Below are 18,809 nucleotides of genomic sequence, written 5' to 3' on the forward strand. Positions count from 1 at the left end.
ATGCACACACCAGCTGCATTGCGTTCGTGTTCTTCTAAGGCACGTTCTGTACTATTTTGCACAATTGAGTATCAGTGCTGTTGAGTACAGGATGCCCAACCATACATTGTAGTATAGATGCTGCTGTAGAGAAGGCGTGTAAGGCACTTTTACGATTGGTTTCCTGCTCTTCATCGCGTAAGCTAGAGATATAAGCGGCCTCCGTTAAGAGATGATATGCCATTGTTCGTATTTCAGGCTCTGTGCATCTTCCATTAGATTCAGTCACTAATTGACTTATTGACGCGTCTGACATTGAGCTAATAGCGCAGCACGACGTATTAATGTATCTCTCGATACGACGTTTTGTATCGGTTGTAGCCGCGCTTTCTTCTACCTTACCCGTGGTGACATATGCATTTGCTCTACTTAGTATTGCAATTGCATCTACTAGTTTTGTAACAGCGTCAGAAACATGACAGACAATATCAGGGCTTTGTTCCGCAAAAGGATTTATAGCATGGCGAGATTGATCGAGATGCGACAGTGCCTGTAAACACTGCATTATAATAGTGCATTTCCTCTGCGTTTTAAGAAATGTATAACCCTCTTTTCTCTACGCGCATCCGCTGTTGCACCTTCTATAGCAGCACCAATAGCTTCGATTGTGCTTAGGAAGCGCTTTTGAGACAAAGCAAGGTGCACTGCATTTATGTTTGTGCCTGCACCAACTTTTTCAACAATGCTCTGCGCCCTTCCTACAGATTCCGCTGCTTGATCCAAGATATACAGTAGTGCCTTGAGAATGGCAAAATAAGACAAATCTCTGTTTTGCAATCCTGAAATCAAGCGATCATAAGTAGACCTATAACCAGCTACGTAATTCCCAACTATGTCATGTCCATGCATTGCATTACCACTAAAACAACACGGCGACAACTATAACGTGTACAGCAGCACGCGACAAGCGAACTACTTATTTTTAAAGAATATCTAGATTGCAGTAATCATATGGAATGTATCTCTAAAGAAATCAAAATCTTACATATTATAGGGAATATTCTACTACAGCAGGAAAGATTTTAAGCGATACACTTCCACAAAAGTTGTGGTGCCTCATTAATGCATAAGGCACCGGGTACCGCTTACCTTTCTTCTAATCGCGAGCGAGCGCTAAAGCATCCGCCATTGTCAACTGCGCCGTAAAGAAAGATTAGGAAATATGGCCGAGAGTATTGTAGAAATGGCTGCTAAGTGAGACGATGGGATGTTCCACGCGTTGGAATCAAAACCAGATTCCTCAGGAATCCTATACTCAGGATCTCCAGCACACTGCAGTCTTATACATAGTGACCCAGCGGCTGACAAAATTTCTCTTGTACGATTCAACAAGGCACCATGCAAAGTGGGATTTGGTAGAGCACTCATGTCGATATTCTCAATGAGCCGTCGAGCATCAGCCACTAAACCTGTTATGAAAGAGCAGAGATTAGCATCCCCTAGAGATTGAGCAACACATAGTTTTTTCCTGCCCTTGAGAGCAGATAGTGCTTGTTGCACTTTGTCCAAAGTTTCCAGAACACTGCACGCACAGCGATCGGGCTTTCCCGCTATTTGTACTCTCGCAGCGCAGGAAGCATTTACCAGATACACCATCGCTGAAGCTTCTAAAAGCATAAGGGAAAGATTATGCTGACGTATCACATCATCATCATCACTAGGGAGCGCGCCCTCTATAAAGCACCGATATTCCTCAGAAGCACGTACCATTGCAGCCTGCGACACCGCAGCGAAAAACCTCGTATCAGTACAGCTAGGTGCAAGACCACGCAGTAAACGTCGCAGTACATTTTCCAGTGAAAAGTATGCATATGATACACAATCACGGTTTACCGTTTCTTCCCTACTATGTATTAAGCGAGATAACAGCGCAGCTTCTTTCAATAGGTAACATGTCATTTCCCGTATTTCAGGTGCTGAGCACCCGCCACCTGATGCATCTACTGAAGATCGTATTGTGGATCCCGGCACCGCATGAATAGCATAGCACGCCGCATTCATACATCGCGCAATACGATGTCTTGTTTCGGTTATGGCAGTGCTTTCTACTGTATTGCCTGTAGTTACGTATGTATGTGCTCGACGCATCAGGGTAATCGCATCTACGAGTACTAGTACGGTAATGGAAATAGAAGAAAATGCATCAGTATAATGCTCTGCGAGGATATTGAACCGACGGCGAGAATTACTAATATGATACAGGGCATCGAAACACTGTCTGATAAGCGCATTACATGTTTGTTTTAAGAAATTTAGAGATATTTCTTCCTCATTATTCTCAGATGCTGTTGCAGTTTGTATAGCAGTACTAACCTCTTCGGAAACTCTATGCAGGCGAACTTGAGCAGTGGCTAGGCACTGCGCATCAACCCTGCAACCTACTCTCCCGCTCTGCCCAACAATGCTTTGCGCCTTTTCTGTAGCTTCGACTGCATGCTCTAAGACACTTAGCAGTGACTTAAGGAAACTGAAATAAGAGCAATTCTCGCTTTGCAATTCTGAAATTAAGCGATTGCAAACGGGCTGGTAGCCAGAACCGTAATTGCTAACTGTACTGCGTCCATGCATTACATTTACCACTAACACCCAGTAGAACACTCTAACATGTTATAGTACATGCTACAAGGCAATGATTTATTTTTTAATACTTTGCTTTAAGCTAAATGTGCCTGAGAATTCTACACTTTTAAATAAATGCATTGTTGGTATAGCGTTTAAAGAAGGTATTGAATAAGCTTTTGGGGCATATAGCGGGCTGCGTTTACGCATAATGGAATAAAGTTCGACCTGGAACTATCAGAAACCCTGTGGGTACAGGTAGGTTGACCATGTAAACATAATAAACTCATGTGAACTTGCGAAAGATATAGCTTTGGAATACCCAAGTCCTAGTAGCAGTCTTGTTGCAAAATTACTGCACAGAGAGTACGAGCAAGAGTTTAAGCGATCTATCATGATGTGTTTTGATATATTTTTACGCTTCAACCCCAAGTCCAGTAGGAAAGATACTTCTGAGATCTATTTAGCAGCTCTAAAGTTCAAAGGGTAGTGGATACTCGTGGAGTTTAAGCTTCTCTAGAATTACTGCTCAGCGTTCTATTCTGCAAATCCAATACTCAATAAATATGTGCAGGATGCACCTTTCAAATTAATGCGTCGTAACTATGCATACAATTTGTGTTTTATGAAAACATCGCATTTTTACTCTCACCTGCAAGCACGAGGTCATAAACTTACACAATGCATATTGGAGTTCTTAATCTGAGTAAAGCACATACGGCAATATAGAAGCAAGTTCGGCAATAATCGAACAATACGTCCTATTGATGAGCTATAGATCTAATGTTAATGCAGCGTGCTATGGTTCATGCAGTACTGTTCCCACAATACGATCCTCAGTGATCGCACTGCGTAGAGGATAAGGGCTCAGAATCAGAAATTTCATGTTATTCCCTAAAAGAAGCTACTTCTGTTTCTACTTAATTCATGATGGTATAGGGGGAGAAATTGTTTAAATAGTCTTCAGTACCCCTTTGCGTTGGTAAAAGTACAACCTTATTGTTGTGTGTGAAATAAGTATGCAAGACAACTCGTATGCTAACAGTCTCATAACTAGAATTAGCATTTTTACATGCTATGTACTGGACGTTCTGTTGTTAGGAGAGGGAATTTCACTGGCCAGGTGCATGGTGAGAACTACTTCATGCCAGGTACTGTGTAATATTATTTATTGCAATGCTACACTTGGCCTTAGTAATTGCTCCCGCGCCGCTTTGGCCAGAAAAGAGCTAATTAAACTACCTATTGCATCAGTTTATATGATATCCAGTACCGTGTGCCATGCTCGTTAGTGAGGTAATATGTGTACTTTGTGGAAGCTCAAACATGGGTTCTTCGGTAGAGATTAAGACATCATTTTCTGTACCTAATAACACTTGTGGGTCATTCGTGCTTTTTGTCAATTTTCGTTGTATCTGAGTAAAATCTTTACAAGCATATTGTAGTATTCGTGACGAGCTTTCTGCATTAACTTTGAGTACTTTTGTGCGCTGTAGTATTGCTATTGTACTATTAATTTGGCTCACGAACTCACCGTATACGGGAGGTTCACCAAATTCTATACGTGCAACAGAGTTTTTAGATAAGATAGATGCAATTTTTGGCCTATTCAGGTAATGCACGTAAAGATCGAGCATTGTTTTTTGACAATAGGCAATATCGTTTCTAATCGAGATATTAGATGCAAGAGTTGATAGTTCTAGAGTTGATGACAATAACTTCGTTAAGATGTGCGAATACGGATGAATTGCGCCTTTATCATCAAGTTTTAGATTACATACATTGGAAAAATTATAGAGTTCCTCGCGAAGAGCAATTAATGCAATATCAAGAATCTGAAAGGTCTGGTAGTATTCTACATGGTGCGAAGCATTGTACGTCACAGAGGCAATCAGCGTAGAAACAGCACTGTGTAAGCACATGCTGATCCTACTGCGATCAGAAAGCGGTGTTCTGCTATTCAACAGTAATGACATCCTATCAATAATTTCTGTGATGCATGATATCCCGCTGTTGTAATCTTCCCTAGTTTTGCTCTTGTAATTAGGAGCTTCTTGGATTAGAGCACTTATGGTGTTGAATATAATTCTCTTTAGAGTACTGTATTTCTTATTGATAATATTATCCTTTTCCAATAATTCTTTGAAAGATTGCTTCGGGATTTGAGGCATGCTGCTGTGATAGGTGATCATCATTGCTGTAATGACAGGAAAAATACACGTCTTCACAGCTTCATACCGCTCCTCCGTACAAACCACATGCTGCTTTATATTAGGATGCTCCAAACTCGTAGACAGATGCTCTAATACTCTAGTAAGGTTATCATTGGTATACGAGAACCATTGCGAGAAGGTTTGATCAGCCTTCATATTATTCTCCATGATGCAATTCAGGATATAAGCAGCATGCGCTACACTTTGCGAGCCTAATGGCCTACAGTGAGGTGTGATAGAAACAGCATTTCTGGCATAGATGAGTGAAAACACGAAAGCATCAGAAACTTTTTTAGACGATATGCCATTTTCTATGATTTCACTAAGTACAGCTTCCAAAAAGCTCACGGAGCCTATGCTGGCATTTCTTAAAGGATCTTCGATATGAGAATATTCTGGTACAAGCATATTATTTTACGTTATATCCAACTAATTATGTAATACTATCTTAGTTATTGAGGGATAAAAGATATTATTTTTTAAAACAATCAAAAAATTAGCGACATTACGGGGATTTACTATTGAAAGATAGTTCCTTTTTTGGATTTATAAAATAGCATGAGATTTGGGAGAAATTGCTTTTTTAATATAAGTTTTCGTGTGAATACACAGGCGTAAGTGGGAAGTCTCCTTAATTATCGTGGGATCTTATGTTGCTTTTATATCTTACGAAATTGCAAGCAGCACAATGCCTGATGCAATGTGCATAGGTGATGTGATGAAATTGCAAGCAGTAGTTTACGTTTAAAAGCAGCGGAAAATCCCGTGAGGCGCATGGTATGCGGTAGGTTCTTCATATGTTGTTTATGTATAGAGGCAATATTTACACGAACAGCCTTTTTACAATGCATAAAAGTAATATTAAGTGTGCTCAGAGAAGCGATTCCGAAATTTAGAAACACGGTTGCAACCGAAGTTATTACACTTATCAGCATAACTATTTCAAGATCTCTCAGCACATGTTATGCAGTTTTTATGTTTGCGCATGCCAAGACACACAGGTACGGCAGCGAGTAAACCAGCTAGGAGTTTTTCATGTAAGCTTTTTGGGCCTTGAAGTATCTCGGCAGGTATGAAAAAATATCTGGCACTAATCTTAGCTTTATCACTTCCGATCAGGTACATTGCTAGAGCGATGCAGTGGTGTTACCTCGCATGCATTGTATATTCCCTCATTTTCCCCATGCCCATCACTTCTTCTGGTTTAGCGATTAGGTCCGTTGTATTTGAGGATATCTTTAGCTGTTACGTACGGTAATAGAGTCGCAGAGTTCTGCGCCATACAAGTTTGCTCTCTCCCATATACAAAAATTGCTTAGATATAGCAGCGTAATTGACGCACATTGAATGTTGGAATATAGCTAATATTATGGGCGTTATATGGCATGGGAGAGCTCTAAACAACACAGCGACCCTATCAGTAAGTTTTGAATCGCGTGAAATAGGGGATAGCTGACTAGCATCACTTTCCTGAAAAATGCGCTTAAAAGCATTTTGAAGTACCGTTCCATATTCCAAAATATACTCTGTAACCTCCTGCTATAATCCCCGCACAAGCAAAAGCTCCTATATTTTCTCGCATTTCCAAAATGCACGATAAATGTCTATATATTATTTTGTACGATAGAAAGCACACTGATGGTTAAAGCCACATCTTGAATCAAAGCATTGAGGTCAAGCTCGCTTTTACACACAAAACTGACATCAAGATGCGCCAAACAAGTGTATAACACCCCACATGCAACAATAGAGAGGTTTCCTTTGGTACAAACCCTTTTCCCGCTGCTATACCTACCAACCCTTTGCACAAACTCAGGACCTTTAAGGCCTTCCCTATGAAAACATTGCGATATGCTGTAGCACTACTCGCAACACATCCCCGCGCTTCCCCTAAACTAAATACTGCACTTTCTATTATATGCGCCAAGGCATATAATACTCCCTCGAGGTCCTCATATTGAGATATGCTGCGCAGTACCGCATTGCGGAATTCCTCCGAACATATGTCCGCACCACTGGCCTCCATAGTACGCGCAATGCTTGTATATGAACAAGCCACTTAAATGGACGGATATATCACAATCCCCCATTCCGGTTAACTTCAGCAGCAATAATACATTTTCTTCTAAGAGAGCATCCCTGTCTTTTCATGAAAATTTGATAAATTTTCATGCTAAAAGAAATATTATAATTACAAAGCATATGACATATCTTATTGTTCAGACATGCGTAATGTGAATGCTCGTTATATCTTGCTTCTTAGCATATAAAGCAATATTTTTAGTTTAAATTTATAATTTATTCTAGGATATAAAAAAAATTACGAGAGAAAAAAGAGGGCTATATGGCTATTCAATATAATGGTGACAATGATGTGCATTTGTACGATCCTGTAGCCCGCCTGCACCCGTACATTGCGCGTACTATGGAGGCCAGTGGTGCGGACATATGTTCGGAGGAATTCCGCAATGCGGTACTGCGCAGCATATCTCAATATGAGGACCTCGAGGGAGTATTATATGCCTTGGCGCATATAATAGAAAGTGCAGTATTTAGTTTAGGGGAAGCGCGGGGATGTGTTGCGAGTAGTGCTACAGCATATCGCAATGTTTTCATAGGGAAGGCCTTAAAGGTCCTGAGTTTGTGCAAAGGGTTGGTAGGTATAGCAGCGGGAAAAGGGTTTGTACCAAAGGAAACCTCTCTATTGTTGCATGTGGGGTTGTTATACACTTGTTTGGCGCATCTTGATAGGGTATCGGAATATCGGGAAGATGTAGACACTGCTGATTTGGGCAAAGCTATTACTAAGACCATCAATGCTATATACATTGTGTATAAAAGAGGTGACGTAATCAATGTTACTACTAACTGGAATGTAGAGGATATATCTTGCATATATGGACTTGGAATAGGGGAAGTAAGCCTGGTTCATCGTCTGATAGAAAAGACACTTAATGTTTCTAGGCGAACAATGAAGGGGGTGCCCGACATAACAGCTTTGGTTAAGGTGACGCAGGGCTCATCATGTGAAGTCGGGTGTATGAGTGCGTTGTGGGCAATGCCTGAATTGTTGCGCGATGCCGAACATACACGTGGTGCATCAGTCTCTCATAAGTTAGATGCTGTATCAATCAGCGCTGAAAACAATGAGCAAATACCCATTGCGACATTACGCTATGCAACACTGACACACAGATTACGTGCTCTAGTAAGTAGACTTCCTATTCCCTCTGATACCCGTGAAATTGATTCATGCTTACTAATGCGTTTTATGGCATCAACCTTGTTTGCTTCAGGAGATATAGAGGGCTGCAACGTACTAAAGGATGGCGCAGGCTTACCGAAAGCATTGTCCAACCTTATCGCCGCATTAGCTGAAAACGATTTAGCGCCGACGTACAGTCGCTGCTGAAGCAGAACAAGACTCTTTAGTGCCTACCCGATACAGGAAATGCTATGGTAATGACATGAATCCAAATAACTCAACAAATGCCTTGCATCCGTATATTGTAGATATCCTGAATAGCAGAGGAGATGCAACTTCAGTAGAATTCTGCAATTCAGTACTATATAGCATATTACAGGAGGAAGATTTTAGTGGGGTTTTCGCTGCCTTGGTATATGTATTAGAAGGCGCTGAATTGAGTTTAAAAACGGCTGAAAAACGTGCTAAAAGTGGTTCGGCAGCTCGGGTTCTCACAAGAAACGCGTGCTATGTCATGAGTGTATGTGTTGAGCTTGCACGTAGAGATGCGGAGGATGAGGAGATCTACTTCTTCCTACATGCAGTGTTATTGTATATTTGTCTGGGGCATCTTAACAGGGATGCAGCGTATACAGAAAATGCTATTGATGATTTGAGCGATGCTATATATCAAACAATAAATGCTCTCCATATTGTGGGGGCTTTGAGGTGTTCTCCTGCTGGTGTCGGAACTCGTTCCAATGCGCCCAATGTATTCTTCGAGCTTTTTTTAAAGCTTTCGAGATCTCGCATAGGTAAAGTAGAAATAGTTTTAGCTGATTATATGTTTTTCAGAGCAGTTGATGCGTCATTGGATGTATTTCATTATATTCGTGAGTCTGCGGTGCATAAGATTGTTGAAGCACAGGAGGTGCTGATGGGTTTACCACTGCCCGGGCATATTGCCAGTACGTTATTAGATAAAGAAATAAATTACGGAGCAATGCTCCTTCCAACAAAGACAGAGCAAATTTCTAGTGCATCATTGCGCGATACGCCACTTACTTATCGGCTAAACACTCTAGTACTGAGATTGCCAATTAGCTTCGGGGATAGTACTGATTACTGCTTGCCAATGCGCTTTATGGCATCGATATTGTGCATTGCAAACGACGTCAAGAAACTGAACCCCTTTTTAGAAGAGGCCCCAGACATATCAAGTAGAGTTTCTAACCTTATCGCCACATTAGCAAAAGATGATTTAGTACCAATGTACAGCCTTTTATGAGGCAGAAAAGTGCGCTGGAGTGTCTATCCAGAACATAGGAAATACTACGGTAATGCCATGAATGCAGATAACCAAACAGATGCCTTCCCCTCGCATTCTCATGCTACATATATTTTGTATGTCGTAGTTGAGGATTTTCAGATGGCTTGAGAGGAGGGAAGTTCAGTAGAATTCTGCACAATTCAGTGTTGTATAGTGTGTCACAGAAGGAGGTTTCCCCGCCTTTGTATATGTAGTAGAAAGTGTAGAAACCAACCTCAAAACTATGAGAGAACGCGTTAGCAATTTAGATCCGACGCACTCATAAAATACGCTTTTGCATATAATGTGTTATACGCAGGATATATACGTGGAGCTGTAAAATATAAGTTCTTTTACAAGGACGAAGGAAAGTATTTCCTATTGCGTGCTGTATTACTGTGGGCATATTTGGCTCATATTAACGGAGATGCTGGGAATATAGAAAATACCACTGACGATTTGAGCAATGCCATATGTCAAATAATAATCGTAGAAGCTCTAAGTAGTACTTTTCTTTCTGATAGAATGTGCAATAATGCGCGCTACTTCTTTCTTTTAGACTACGATAACTTTGTTTTAGGTAACACTCATAACTACGCAAGCATTTACTATGCAAAGGGTGTATTTGATGATGTTAGTTGCCTTGTTATACCTAAGATCGTTGAGGTACAAATGGTAGGGCTGCCACGAATTTCCATTACGCTATTTGATAAAGACATTGCTTTTGGAGTAAATCCTCTGTCAATACGCGGTGCAAATATTCCATCAACAAATACTAAGCAAGTATCTGGTGCATTATTAGGCGATGCACAACTCACTTATCGTCTAAACGTGCTAGTACTCGTATTGGCACTTGACTCTGGGGTGTAGAGGTGGATGCCTGCTTACTGATGCGCTTTGTTGCATCAATATTGTGGATTACAAATAACGTTAAGAAACTAAACCCCTTTGCGAAAGAATCCCCCTGTATATCAAGTAGATTTTCTAACCTGATCTCCAGATTAGCTGAGTATAATCTAATGTCGGTATATAATCGCAAATGAAACGGTAGCTGATAGAAGAAGTGTTCGTGTCAGAAGAACATTAAATAATGGGCAACAATATGAATTTATCCGACATAGTACTGGACTTACATCCCTATGTTGCAGACATCTTAGAAGTATGGGAAGATGGAAGCTCAGAAGAATTCTGCGATGCTATACTTGAGAGTATAGATAATGATGAAAATCCTCAAGGCGTTCGAGCGGCATTTATGTATTTGATAGATAGGGCTGAATATGCTCTAAGAAGAGCGCAAACACGTGCTCTAAGCAGGCCGATGACGGAACATCGCTGGATTTGTATTAACGAAGCACTACGCGCGGTGTGTTCCTGTAGTAGCGGCGTGAGGTTATCAAGCACTCGCCAGATATATTTTCTGCTACATTCAGCTATATTACATGCTAGCTTTGCTTATTTTGATAGAGGCGACGCACCACGCACAATACACAACGACTCGTACAACTTGCAAGATTCCATCTCTTTTCTCACCTCAGCGCTGGCTGTAGTATTGCGACAAGCCAATAAAGATCGGGCTAACGTTACCCGTTTCTGGGATGAGAATGCTATACCTCTGCTATCTAGCCTATCTGATAGTACAATCTATGATACGTTCATAAAAGCGTACGATAGAGCTGCGCAAATAATAATGCGTATGCAGCAAATCCTGCAAAATACAGGTGTTTATAGTAGGACGCGAAATTTATGTAACATACTTCATAATATAACTATACTTGACTTCAGGCGTTCGGGTATTAGTGCTGCCTTAGATTCTGATTACGATTCTGATGCCGAGGACATAGTTCTAAGCATACAAAATGACATGGGCTTTTATGAGAGGTTAAATGGATTATTCGAAAGCTTTCCTATACGCAATATTGGTAATTCCAACCTCTGCTTAAATATTCGGCATGCGGTAATCTTGGCATACTGTTTTATCAATAACTCTCGTATTACAAAAGCGATTGAGTACATAGAGGGAGAGGAGTGGGAGAATACACCTGTCCCATCAGAAATTAGTGAACTTGTTGGTGGATTAAGGCAAGATGCTTTCACCCAAGAGCCTGATCGCTAAAACAGGAGAAGTGATGGGCATGGGGAAAATGAGGGAATATACAATGCATGCGAGGTAACACCACTGCATCGCTCTAGCAATGTACCTGATCGGAAGTGATAAAGCTAAGATTAGTGCCAGATATTTCATACCTGCCGAGATACTTCAAGGCCCAAAAAGCTTACATGAAAAACTCCTAGCTGGTTTACTCGCTGCCGTACCTGTGTGTCTTGGCATACGCAAACATAAAAACTGCATAACATGTGCTGAGAGATCTTGAAATAGTTATGCTGATAAGTGTAATAACTTCGGTTGCAACCGTGTTTCTAAATTTCGGAATCGCTTCTCTGAGCACACTTAATATTACTTTTATGCATTGTAAAAAGGCTGTTCGTGTAAATATTGCCTCTATACATAAACAACATATGAAGAACCTGCCGCATACTATGCGCGTTACGGGATTTTCCGCTGCTTTTAAACATGCACTACTGTTTTATAAGCTATAAGGCGTGCCTTAACCGCGCTCTATGGCGTGAGTGCTAAAATATGTATTGTGAGATATTGGATTACAAATAAGTCGGATAACTACCTAGTCTTAAAGTTGCTTCTCTCAGAGGAATAGAGAGTTCGCCTTTTCATCATAAACTATAGAAAGATAAAAAGGGCATATTGTTGTAACGTGCCCTTTTGCAGTTATTGCCTTATTGTATTGAAAATGACATGAAAAAGCGGTGCATAGCACTCTTTAATGTAATCTGCGTCGTTTGGCTGACATATCAACATCTTCTTCTGCAGAGGGTTCTTCCATACGTCCAGAAGGGGATGATGACACTGATTCGCCTCTTGCTTCTGCTGAAGGAAAAGCGCTTGCTATGCCATGATGCTGAGGTGTACCTACCTGCTGTGCAAATATCGCACTTAGTTCTTCTTCTGAAGAATGATCACTTGTTTCTGGATGGCACGGGTAAGCACCTGCTGTTGCTGATGTAGTAGCCCCAATACTTTGAGCTCTTGCTGCAAGGGCAGCAACTGCAGCATGTGAAGTACTTGGGGCTGCTTCTTCGTCTTCGTAAGGAGCTAAATGCTCTGCTGCAGCTTGCTGGGTATGTATAGGAGTTTTCGGTTCCTCAGAATGATCTGACGTAGTCTCCTGTAAGCCATGCTCAGATATTAAGTGGTTTAGTTCCCGTAGAAGAGGTTCTGAAGTGATTGCTACCTGATTTACTACAAACAGCATTTGACTCACGAATTTACGGCCATGCATTGTTAGAACTAGGGCATCTAGATCCTGAGTCGACGGTATCAATTCATCAAGAGTACACATCACTTTCATGCATGCATCTGCGCGTGCTTGTGGATTGCTTGTATGACTATACCCTTGAATTTCATTGAGAGCCTGATTAAATTTTGTATAACATGGAGCAGTATTTGCAGGCAAAACACGGCCTTCATTCCGTACATCAGTACTCTCAGTTACTTCTATTAATGAGCAGAATGCGTTTAAAATACGTCCCGTTACAAGATCTTTCACTACACTTGAATCAGTGTTATGAACACAACGGTCATTACCAAAATCAAAGATTTCTTTGAGGGCAAGATCTTGTGCTGCATATAGCATATTACCGTGAGGTATTAGCGGGTGTGCATGGGGAAGCGCAGCTGCCCTGGAAATAGCATCACGTATGTATGGAGAAGTTGCATGCAACAAATTTATTGTTTGTCGAACAAGCTTACTGCGTTGCTCTGGAGGTGTAATAACACTTACTAGTCCCGTCATATTGACAAGGACATTTGCACAATTTACAACCATGGAGCGGGTTTGCTGATCTAAGGTGTTCTCAGTGGCTGTATTTATAACAGAGGCATATGCACTTGCCGCGGTGATGCACCTTGAGCGGGCGTCCCTCCATGGATCACTAGGCGCTGCAAGAGAGCCATGAATGCTTCGCAAGGATACATGTTGTAGCAAGACTATACTGTTGACTACAGTTGAAGCAGCATCGGCCATCAAAGCAGCATCCGTGCGAGATCCACTTTCCAAACATTTGCAAACAGCAGTAGTGCCATACCATAGTGCTTCATACAGATTGCTCAATAGGATGTGTTCTACTTCACGCAAATTCTCTCTGAGTGCTACACTTAAATGTTGTTGACAATTCAGGCTGCTGGTACTATACGGGCAGCTTGCGTCCATCCCTTCAGTTATATGGCGTAAGGTTCCATGCGCACTTTCTACAGTATACTTTAGTATATCATTAGAGCGTCTTTTATAGCATTCACCCCTCAAACTTTGCACTACTTGCTGGATAAAGGCTTGATTAGATGGAGGTCCATAGTTATCTAAAAACCGACGCACAGATGGACTAAGATTCCTAGGTGTAAGCATGATATTCTACCGTTTAAAAGGGATAGGTTTAGTGTATACAACTTATGCGATAGCTTACTATAAGTTTTGCTTAAATTGTTGTGCTTATCGTATGTATCAGTGTAATTTCTTCCCTACGGAGTATTCTGCATGCAACATAGTGTTATACTACGCGTATGACCAGGGTTTACACTGGCTAACGGACAGGATTGTCTAAATCAGTGCATCAATGGGCGCCCTTCGTTTTGGATGTATTTCCAGGTTTAACAGACGGTGCATGCATGAGATTCCGTGGAGTTCCTTTTCTCTCTAATGGTAATTGCGCATTGAGTAGCTGCTCTATATACTCTGGTATCCAGAGCATTGATATATATGCATCGGAGAGAACCTGTGTGCATTTTGGTTCCGGACCGTTATATTTTTTTTGTTCTAAAATGAGCTCTGGTAGTTCATCTAAGTATTTTCGGAAATCCTCTACTATACGTGAGTATTCAGATGTTTTAGCCATAGCACGGAGACGGTCTTTTTCTTTAGATACATTATGTAGTTCAAGAGCTTTTAGCAGCACCCTTAGACAATCGGAAACGCTGTTAGCAACCTTGTGATGACGTTTACTGCAGTTGACGTTGTTGAGACGGCTCCAGATATGTGATTTGTACAGAGGGATGAATGCAGCCGAGAAACGTGTTAATATTACCCTGTGTTCTGCATCTGAGTTACGGTTATCAATACACGCGTTACTGGCGAAGGCCTCAGCTTCTGATAGTATAATGTCTTTTGCTTTAGAAATGGGAATATAACAATATGTATATACAGCGTCTACATTCTTAGCCAGTAGTTCAATGGTGATCATTAACAGACTAAATTGCTCTTTTAGACAATTTTTAACACAGCTGCGCTTGCGTAGAGGAGTATGTCTATTGACTAATGAAACCATTCTGGAAGTTTGTTCGGTTTTACTGAGTAAGTCGCGGTACATGAGGGTGCGAGGTGGCGAGTCTTCAGCATCCACTGTATACTCGGGTATCAAGTTTACAGCGTCGTGGAATATACGCATAGCAGCGGCGCAGCGTTCAATTGTTTCGTTTTCTCTAATTAGTGCACTACTGTTCAATGCCATGGAAACTGGCATGCTACGTGCTCGATAGTGTTGCATCGTTATTATCATTGTGATGATGACAGAAGGAACCTTGCTCAGTTCAAGATTGCGTTCGATAATAGTACGATTCTCACCGCGGTAAATGGTAACTGTATGCCATAATGCATTGAATAACTCACTGTATGCCTCATCGAATTTTTCCCAAGAAGCGCCCATAGGTTGTGATTCTTCTAGTAATGCCTGCTGGGTAATGAGGCAGCTTATTTGTGTTATACTCTCTAGCACATCTGTCAAATGGAGCATGTATACGCTATAGTCTTCAATTGCGTAATTAGGCATCTGAGGGTATTTGTTCAACATACCATGCAGGTATTGAATCATAAAGACCAAAATACTATAGAACTCCGGATAAGGGGTGTTGTTCTGAATTTTGTTTAGCATAACATCGCAAAATTCCGTCGAATCAATTGCCGCATCTGTATTCAGAAGTGATTTTATAGAAACAAGAACAAGAGAGTTCAATCTACTACTTGCGTGCATGATATCACCATTTAATATACCAATAGTAGCATTTTATACTTAATAAGACATAAATTATATTTTTTTCTTAATATTTTTTTGTGCAGGACAAAATTTTTTAGGGTTTTTAGCAAAATGTCCTAATATTCCCGATGAATTTAATGTCAGTAATTTGTTACGTGTTCTCGAGATAATTACAAAATTCATGGAGTATGCTAGTGCCTTAGAGCCCATCGTACATAGTGCTTGTAGATTGTTTTGTGGCAACAAGGAAGTGCATCATGAGATCGTGCAAAAAAATACGGCAAAGAGACTGAGATCGCTGCTGGAGGTAGTGACGCATAAAAATATGCCGACGCATTGGGTTTTTGTTTGGAGCAGATTTGCGCAGCTGTATGATGTCGCAAACTGTAGCTTTTTTTTAAGTAAAGAGTTCGATTTTGTAGGGCATTTCTTGCTGAAAGATGCCAAATGTTCCATCCCTTGTGCCTGATAAGTGGGGTTAAATCATGAGAGGGATTCGTGTATCCCCTTGAGCTGGAGAAATTTTGTTGCTGCAGTTAGGTGCTTAGTGAAATTCTGCCAAAGGGAGGGGTTTTCTGATAACCGATTTTGCCGCCTCAGCTTTGACTTACTTCTGGAACTTTGCTCGCCTTCAATAATCCTTCAACTATTCTGCTTCTTTTTGGATTGTTGTATTTCTCATGTTGTTGCGTCTCTCCATAAATTATTCCCAATGCTTGCATGTAGCAATCACATTGCGGTTAGTATTGCGTGTTTTATGTAAGGGGAATGTGTTAATTAATGTGGATTTGAGGGCAGTAGTATGAACATCGGTAAGTCGGATGATAGGAACTTATCTATATACGCGTTTGGTAATACAGATAATGACTTAGTGAGTGCTATTTTAGGTTATGCAAGGAGATACGGGATAGTTAGTAATGACACTAATTTTAGTATCACTCATACCACACTTCTCGTAACATGTTTTACTGAGGAGTTGCATGGATAGAGCAAGAAGTTTATTCCCAGATTTATCGTGAGTAGTTCAACCGAATAGAGCGCTACGTATTCTGGCGTTTTCAGAGTTGAGTAGCTGTCTTTAATAACCCATGTATGAGCACTAACTGTGCGCATATCGATATGCAGTAACAACGTTATCAGTAAAGGTGGGGAGGCTATTTTTGCACGGTTATTCTTTGAGAGATCTTCTGCTTTTTCCCTTAATAAGGGTATTTTCAAGCATATTATCTTCATCATACTGCGCAATAAATAACGCACTCGAAGAGGGCACCATAACGCTCCGTACTGTGCCCTAATGGCTCATCCATACACTTTGATACTTTTCTAGTTTAACCTGTTACAGTGATTGTATAACTTTTACGTTCGCCGCATCATCTATAGATCAATGCTTTGTTCCTCCGAGTAATCTTTTGCAGTACAGCGCTCCGCTGTTACATCTGATAGCTGCGAATGTACTTCTGCAGTTACGGTTATCGGCCCAGTCACCTTAGGTGAAGAAGGGTGAGCGTTTGAGTTTCTAGAAGAGCTTCTATTGGCAGGAGATGCTGCTACCATTAATAATGCAAGTAGTTCTTCCTCCTCTGTGGCGAATTTTGCATCAGGATTCCCTTCAATTACCATATCTTCTTCGCTTATAGTCGGAGAGCAGCAGAATGCATTTCCTATACACGCTATCACCCTGGCAAAAAATTGCTTTACTTCTGTGTAACAGCAGACAAAAGCCTCTATTACGCAATTGAACGCATGCTTAAAAGCGCTACATATATTGCTTTGCTTTTGTTTTGCCACAATATCGCGGAAAGCTGTCGGATAATCTGATTTACATATTTTCCTGTTGAGCAGCTCTTCACCATTGAACAATGGCAGGAAGGAATAGTCCTGTTTCCAGGTGTGGTCATATAACTCTCTACGGTCATCTAGCCTATCCATTATTCTCGTAGTGAGGATAGCTACTCTTTCAATAGAGAAGTGCAATGACTGACAATCTTTAACATTTGGATTTCTCTGCAGTTCCTCAATCAAGTTCCCAAGTTTTTCTTGCATAGCTGCAGTATGTGAAAGTATCCTCAGCTGTAAATCTTTACTATTGTTATCTGAATCGAATACTGGAGAGGAATTGACAATACAGCGTAAACATACCTGCCTTAGGGTTTCGAGTACACATTCATGAAGATCATGTATAATCTCTGTTGCCTTGTCTTCCTCAATTTCCATATCTTCAGTTAAAGGTGTCTCAGGAAGAAGTACGGGCGTAGCCGTGTATACTTCTGTATCTTTAAGGGTTTTTTCTAATGCTTTTTCATATGTCAATTGTATGCTGGAAACATACACTACGCATTCCAGCAAATATGCTCTGATCCACAGCATATTATTCTCAAAGTTTCCAGCTTCTTCAGTAGCTTCGTGGTCTACAGTGCTGAAATCAACTTTATTTCCTAAATACCTTTGTAGTTCCCCGCGGTAAGCAGTTAAGAAGTGTTGAGCTAGATGTTGCATTGATACAGAAATCGAAATACTCTCTTCGGTTTCCATAACATGTCGTGAGCTTATGAATTTATCCAGCTCAGCCGACAGAGACATCACTATCAAATTCATGGCTGATGCCATGTGCGCCTTCAAAGCAGCAGGTGTATTTAAAGATGGTATTTGGGTCGTCAGTGAGAGGATGAGCACATGACGCAGCACTAACTTACGAGCCGCTGGGTTAGCAGCACTCGCAAGCATTGCCATAGCCTGCTGTGCGATTAATGAAGCTCTTGTCAGCAGTCGTACGTGTCTTATATCCGCTTGTTCTGTCGTGGAACTAAATGCGTAATTCTGCAAGGCCTGTACAAAACCAGCCATTGCGATAATAGTTTGGTCTGCCAGCATATTAGGCACGTCTGTAGCACTACTTGGCAGTATGCTATGCACTTTTGTAACACTTTGTAGTGTTCCTAGAACATCGTAACACCCTTTTAGTATGTCTTCTATGATATCACTAGGTATACTGTAGTCGGAATTACGAATAGATTGTTCAATAACTCTTTGTGTGTTGTCTAGGAAGTTCAACACGCTTTGAATCAATGGGAGAGGGGATGGCTCTGTAGATTGTTCTGGTGATACCATCTCATTTTTTATCTCAATGACGCACGATTTTGCTAGTTTCAAGACCGATAGCATATGTGCGAAAGTTTCTTCAGGACTCATATCACCCAGATGCACATCAGAGAATCCTTCTGCAACAGAGATTAGGGAATCAAATGCCATTGATAGCTCAATAGCATTAGCTTCAGAAATTTCATTTTTCTTTGTAGTAGGCATATACCACCTGGTATCATTTATAAAATGTAAGATATCATCAAGCGAGGTCAGAAGGCGCTAGGCAACAGGCAAAAACCAACTTTGCAAAATCAAGCGTGTATGT

General features: G+C 40.9%; 13 protein-coding genes and 1 pseudogene. 6 read left to right on the forward strand and 8 right to left on the reverse strand.

All coding sequences use genetic code 11. The annotated features are described in order from the left end of the window. Nucleotides 1–34: 34 nt before the first annotated feature. The 3 genes from APHWEB_RS04490 to APHWEB_RS04500 form a co-directional block, all read right to left on the reverse strand. Nucleotides 35–544, reverse strand: coding sequence for a hypothetical protein (locus tag APHWEB_RS04490; RefSeq protein WP_011450756.1), 510 nt, complete (start codon nt 542–544; stop codon nt 35–37). Then, nucleotides 544–888: a hypothetical protein gene (locus tag APHWEB_RS04495; protein WP_011450929.1), complete on the reverse strand. Its 345-nt coding sequence runs from the start codon at nt 886–888 to the stop codon at nt 544–546. Before APHWEB_RS04495 ends, APHWEB_RS04490 begins: the two co-directional genes overlap by 1 nt. 282 nt (nt 889–1,170) lie before the next feature. Next, a complete protein-coding gene (locus APHWEB_RS04500; RefSeq protein WP_011450928.1) occupies nt 1,171–2,607 on the reverse strand; it encodes a hypothetical protein in 1,437 nt (478 codons plus the stop codon). A gap of 265 nt (nt 2,608–2,872) precedes the next feature. Here APHWEB_RS04500 and APHWEB_RS07170 point away from each other — a divergent pair. Then, nucleotides 2,873–3,088 (forward strand): annotated as a pseudogene (locus APHWEB_RS07170) (SAM-dependent methyltransferase); the annotation flags it as partial. Nucleotides 3,089–3,848: 760 nt separating this feature from the next. On the opposite strand, the gene APHWEB_RS04505 reads toward APHWEB_RS07170, so the two are convergent. Next, the gene (locus tag APHWEB_RS04505; RefSeq protein ID WP_011450925.1) at nt 3,849–5,219 is read right to left on the reverse strand and encodes a hypothetical protein; all 1,371 of its coding nucleotides are present in this window, start codon (nt 5,217–5,219) and stop codon (nt 3,849–3,851) included. Nucleotides 5,220–6,471: 1,252 nt separating this feature from the next. Beyond that, the gene (locus APHWEB_RS04510; protein WP_155237139.1) at nt 6,472–6,837 is read right to left on the reverse strand and encodes a hypothetical protein; all 366 of its coding nucleotides are present in this window, start codon (nt 6,835–6,837) and stop codon (nt 6,472–6,474) included. A 318-nt stretch (nt 6,838–7,155) separates the two neighbouring features. Here APHWEB_RS04510 and APHWEB_RS04515 point away from each other — a divergent pair, with 318 nt between their 5' ends. The 4 genes from APHWEB_RS04515 to APHWEB_RS04530 all read left to right on the forward strand — a co-directional run bounded on the left by APHWEB_RS04515 (nt 7,156) and on the right by APHWEB_RS04530 (nt 11,417). Beyond that, on the forward strand, nt 7,156–8,223 hold the full coding sequence (locus APHWEB_RS04515) for a hypothetical protein (protein WP_020849355.1): 1,068 nt from the start codon (nt 7,156–7,158) through the stop codon (nt 8,221–8,223). A 55-nt stretch (nt 8,224–8,278) separates the two neighbouring features. Continuing rightward, nucleotides 8,279–9,283 carry a hypothetical protein gene (locus APHWEB_RS04520; protein ID WP_011450921.1) on the forward strand — a complete coding sequence of 335 codons (1,005 nt, stop codon included), beginning with the start codon at nt 8,279–8,281 and terminating at the stop codon, nt 9,281–9,283. A 429-nt stretch (nt 9,284–9,712) separates the two neighbouring features. After that, nucleotides 9,713–10,174 (forward strand): hypothetical protein, encoded by a 462-nt coding sequence (locus tag APHWEB_RS04525; protein WP_162183403.1) that lies wholly within the window; start codon nt 9,713–9,715, stop codon nt 10,172–10,174. Between the two features lie 232 nt (nt 10,175–10,406). Further along, the gene (locus APHWEB_RS04530; RefSeq protein ID WP_011450919.1) at nt 10,407–11,417 is read left to right on the forward strand and encodes a hypothetical protein; all 1,011 of its coding nucleotides are present in this window, start codon (nt 10,407–10,409) and stop codon (nt 11,415–11,417) included. Between the two features lie 724 nt (nt 11,418–12,141). Here APHWEB_RS04530 and APHWEB_RS04540 read toward each other — a convergent pair. Together APHWEB_RS04540 and APHWEB_RS04545 are read right to left on the reverse strand one after the other, a co-directional pair. Further along, entirely contained in the window at nt 12,142–13,782 is a 1,641-nt protein-coding gene (locus tag APHWEB_RS04540) for a hypothetical protein (protein ID WP_020849353.1), read from the reverse strand. 205 nt (nt 13,783–13,987) lie between these two features. Next, on the reverse strand, nt 13,988–15,400 hold the full coding sequence (locus APHWEB_RS04545; protein ID WP_020849352.1) for a hypothetical protein: 1,413 nt from the start codon (nt 15,398–15,400) through the stop codon (nt 13,988–13,990). Nucleotides 15,401–16,205: 805 nt separating this feature from the next. Between APHWEB_RS04545 and APHWEB_RS04555 the strand changes: the two genes are divergently transcribed. Further along, nucleotides 16,206–16,391 carry a hypothetical protein gene (locus tag APHWEB_RS04555; RefSeq protein WP_020848973.1) on the forward strand — a complete coding sequence of 62 codons (186 nt, stop codon included), beginning with the start codon at nt 16,206–16,208 and terminating at the stop codon, nt 16,389–16,391. 386 nt (nt 16,392–16,777) lie between these two features. Here APHWEB_RS04555 and APHWEB_RS04560 read toward each other — a convergent pair whose 3' ends face one another. After that, a complete protein-coding gene (locus APHWEB_RS04560) occupies nt 16,778–18,706 on the reverse strand; it encodes a hypothetical protein (RefSeq protein WP_011450911.1) in 1,929 nt (642 codons plus the stop codon). Between the last annotated feature and the right edge of the window lie 103 nt (nt 18,707–18,809).

The organism is Anaplasma phagocytophilum str. Webster (assembly GCF_000964685.1).
Classification (GTDB): domain Bacteria; phylum Pseudomonadota; class Alphaproteobacteria; order Rickettsiales; family Anaplasmataceae; genus Anaplasma; species Anaplasma phagocytophilum.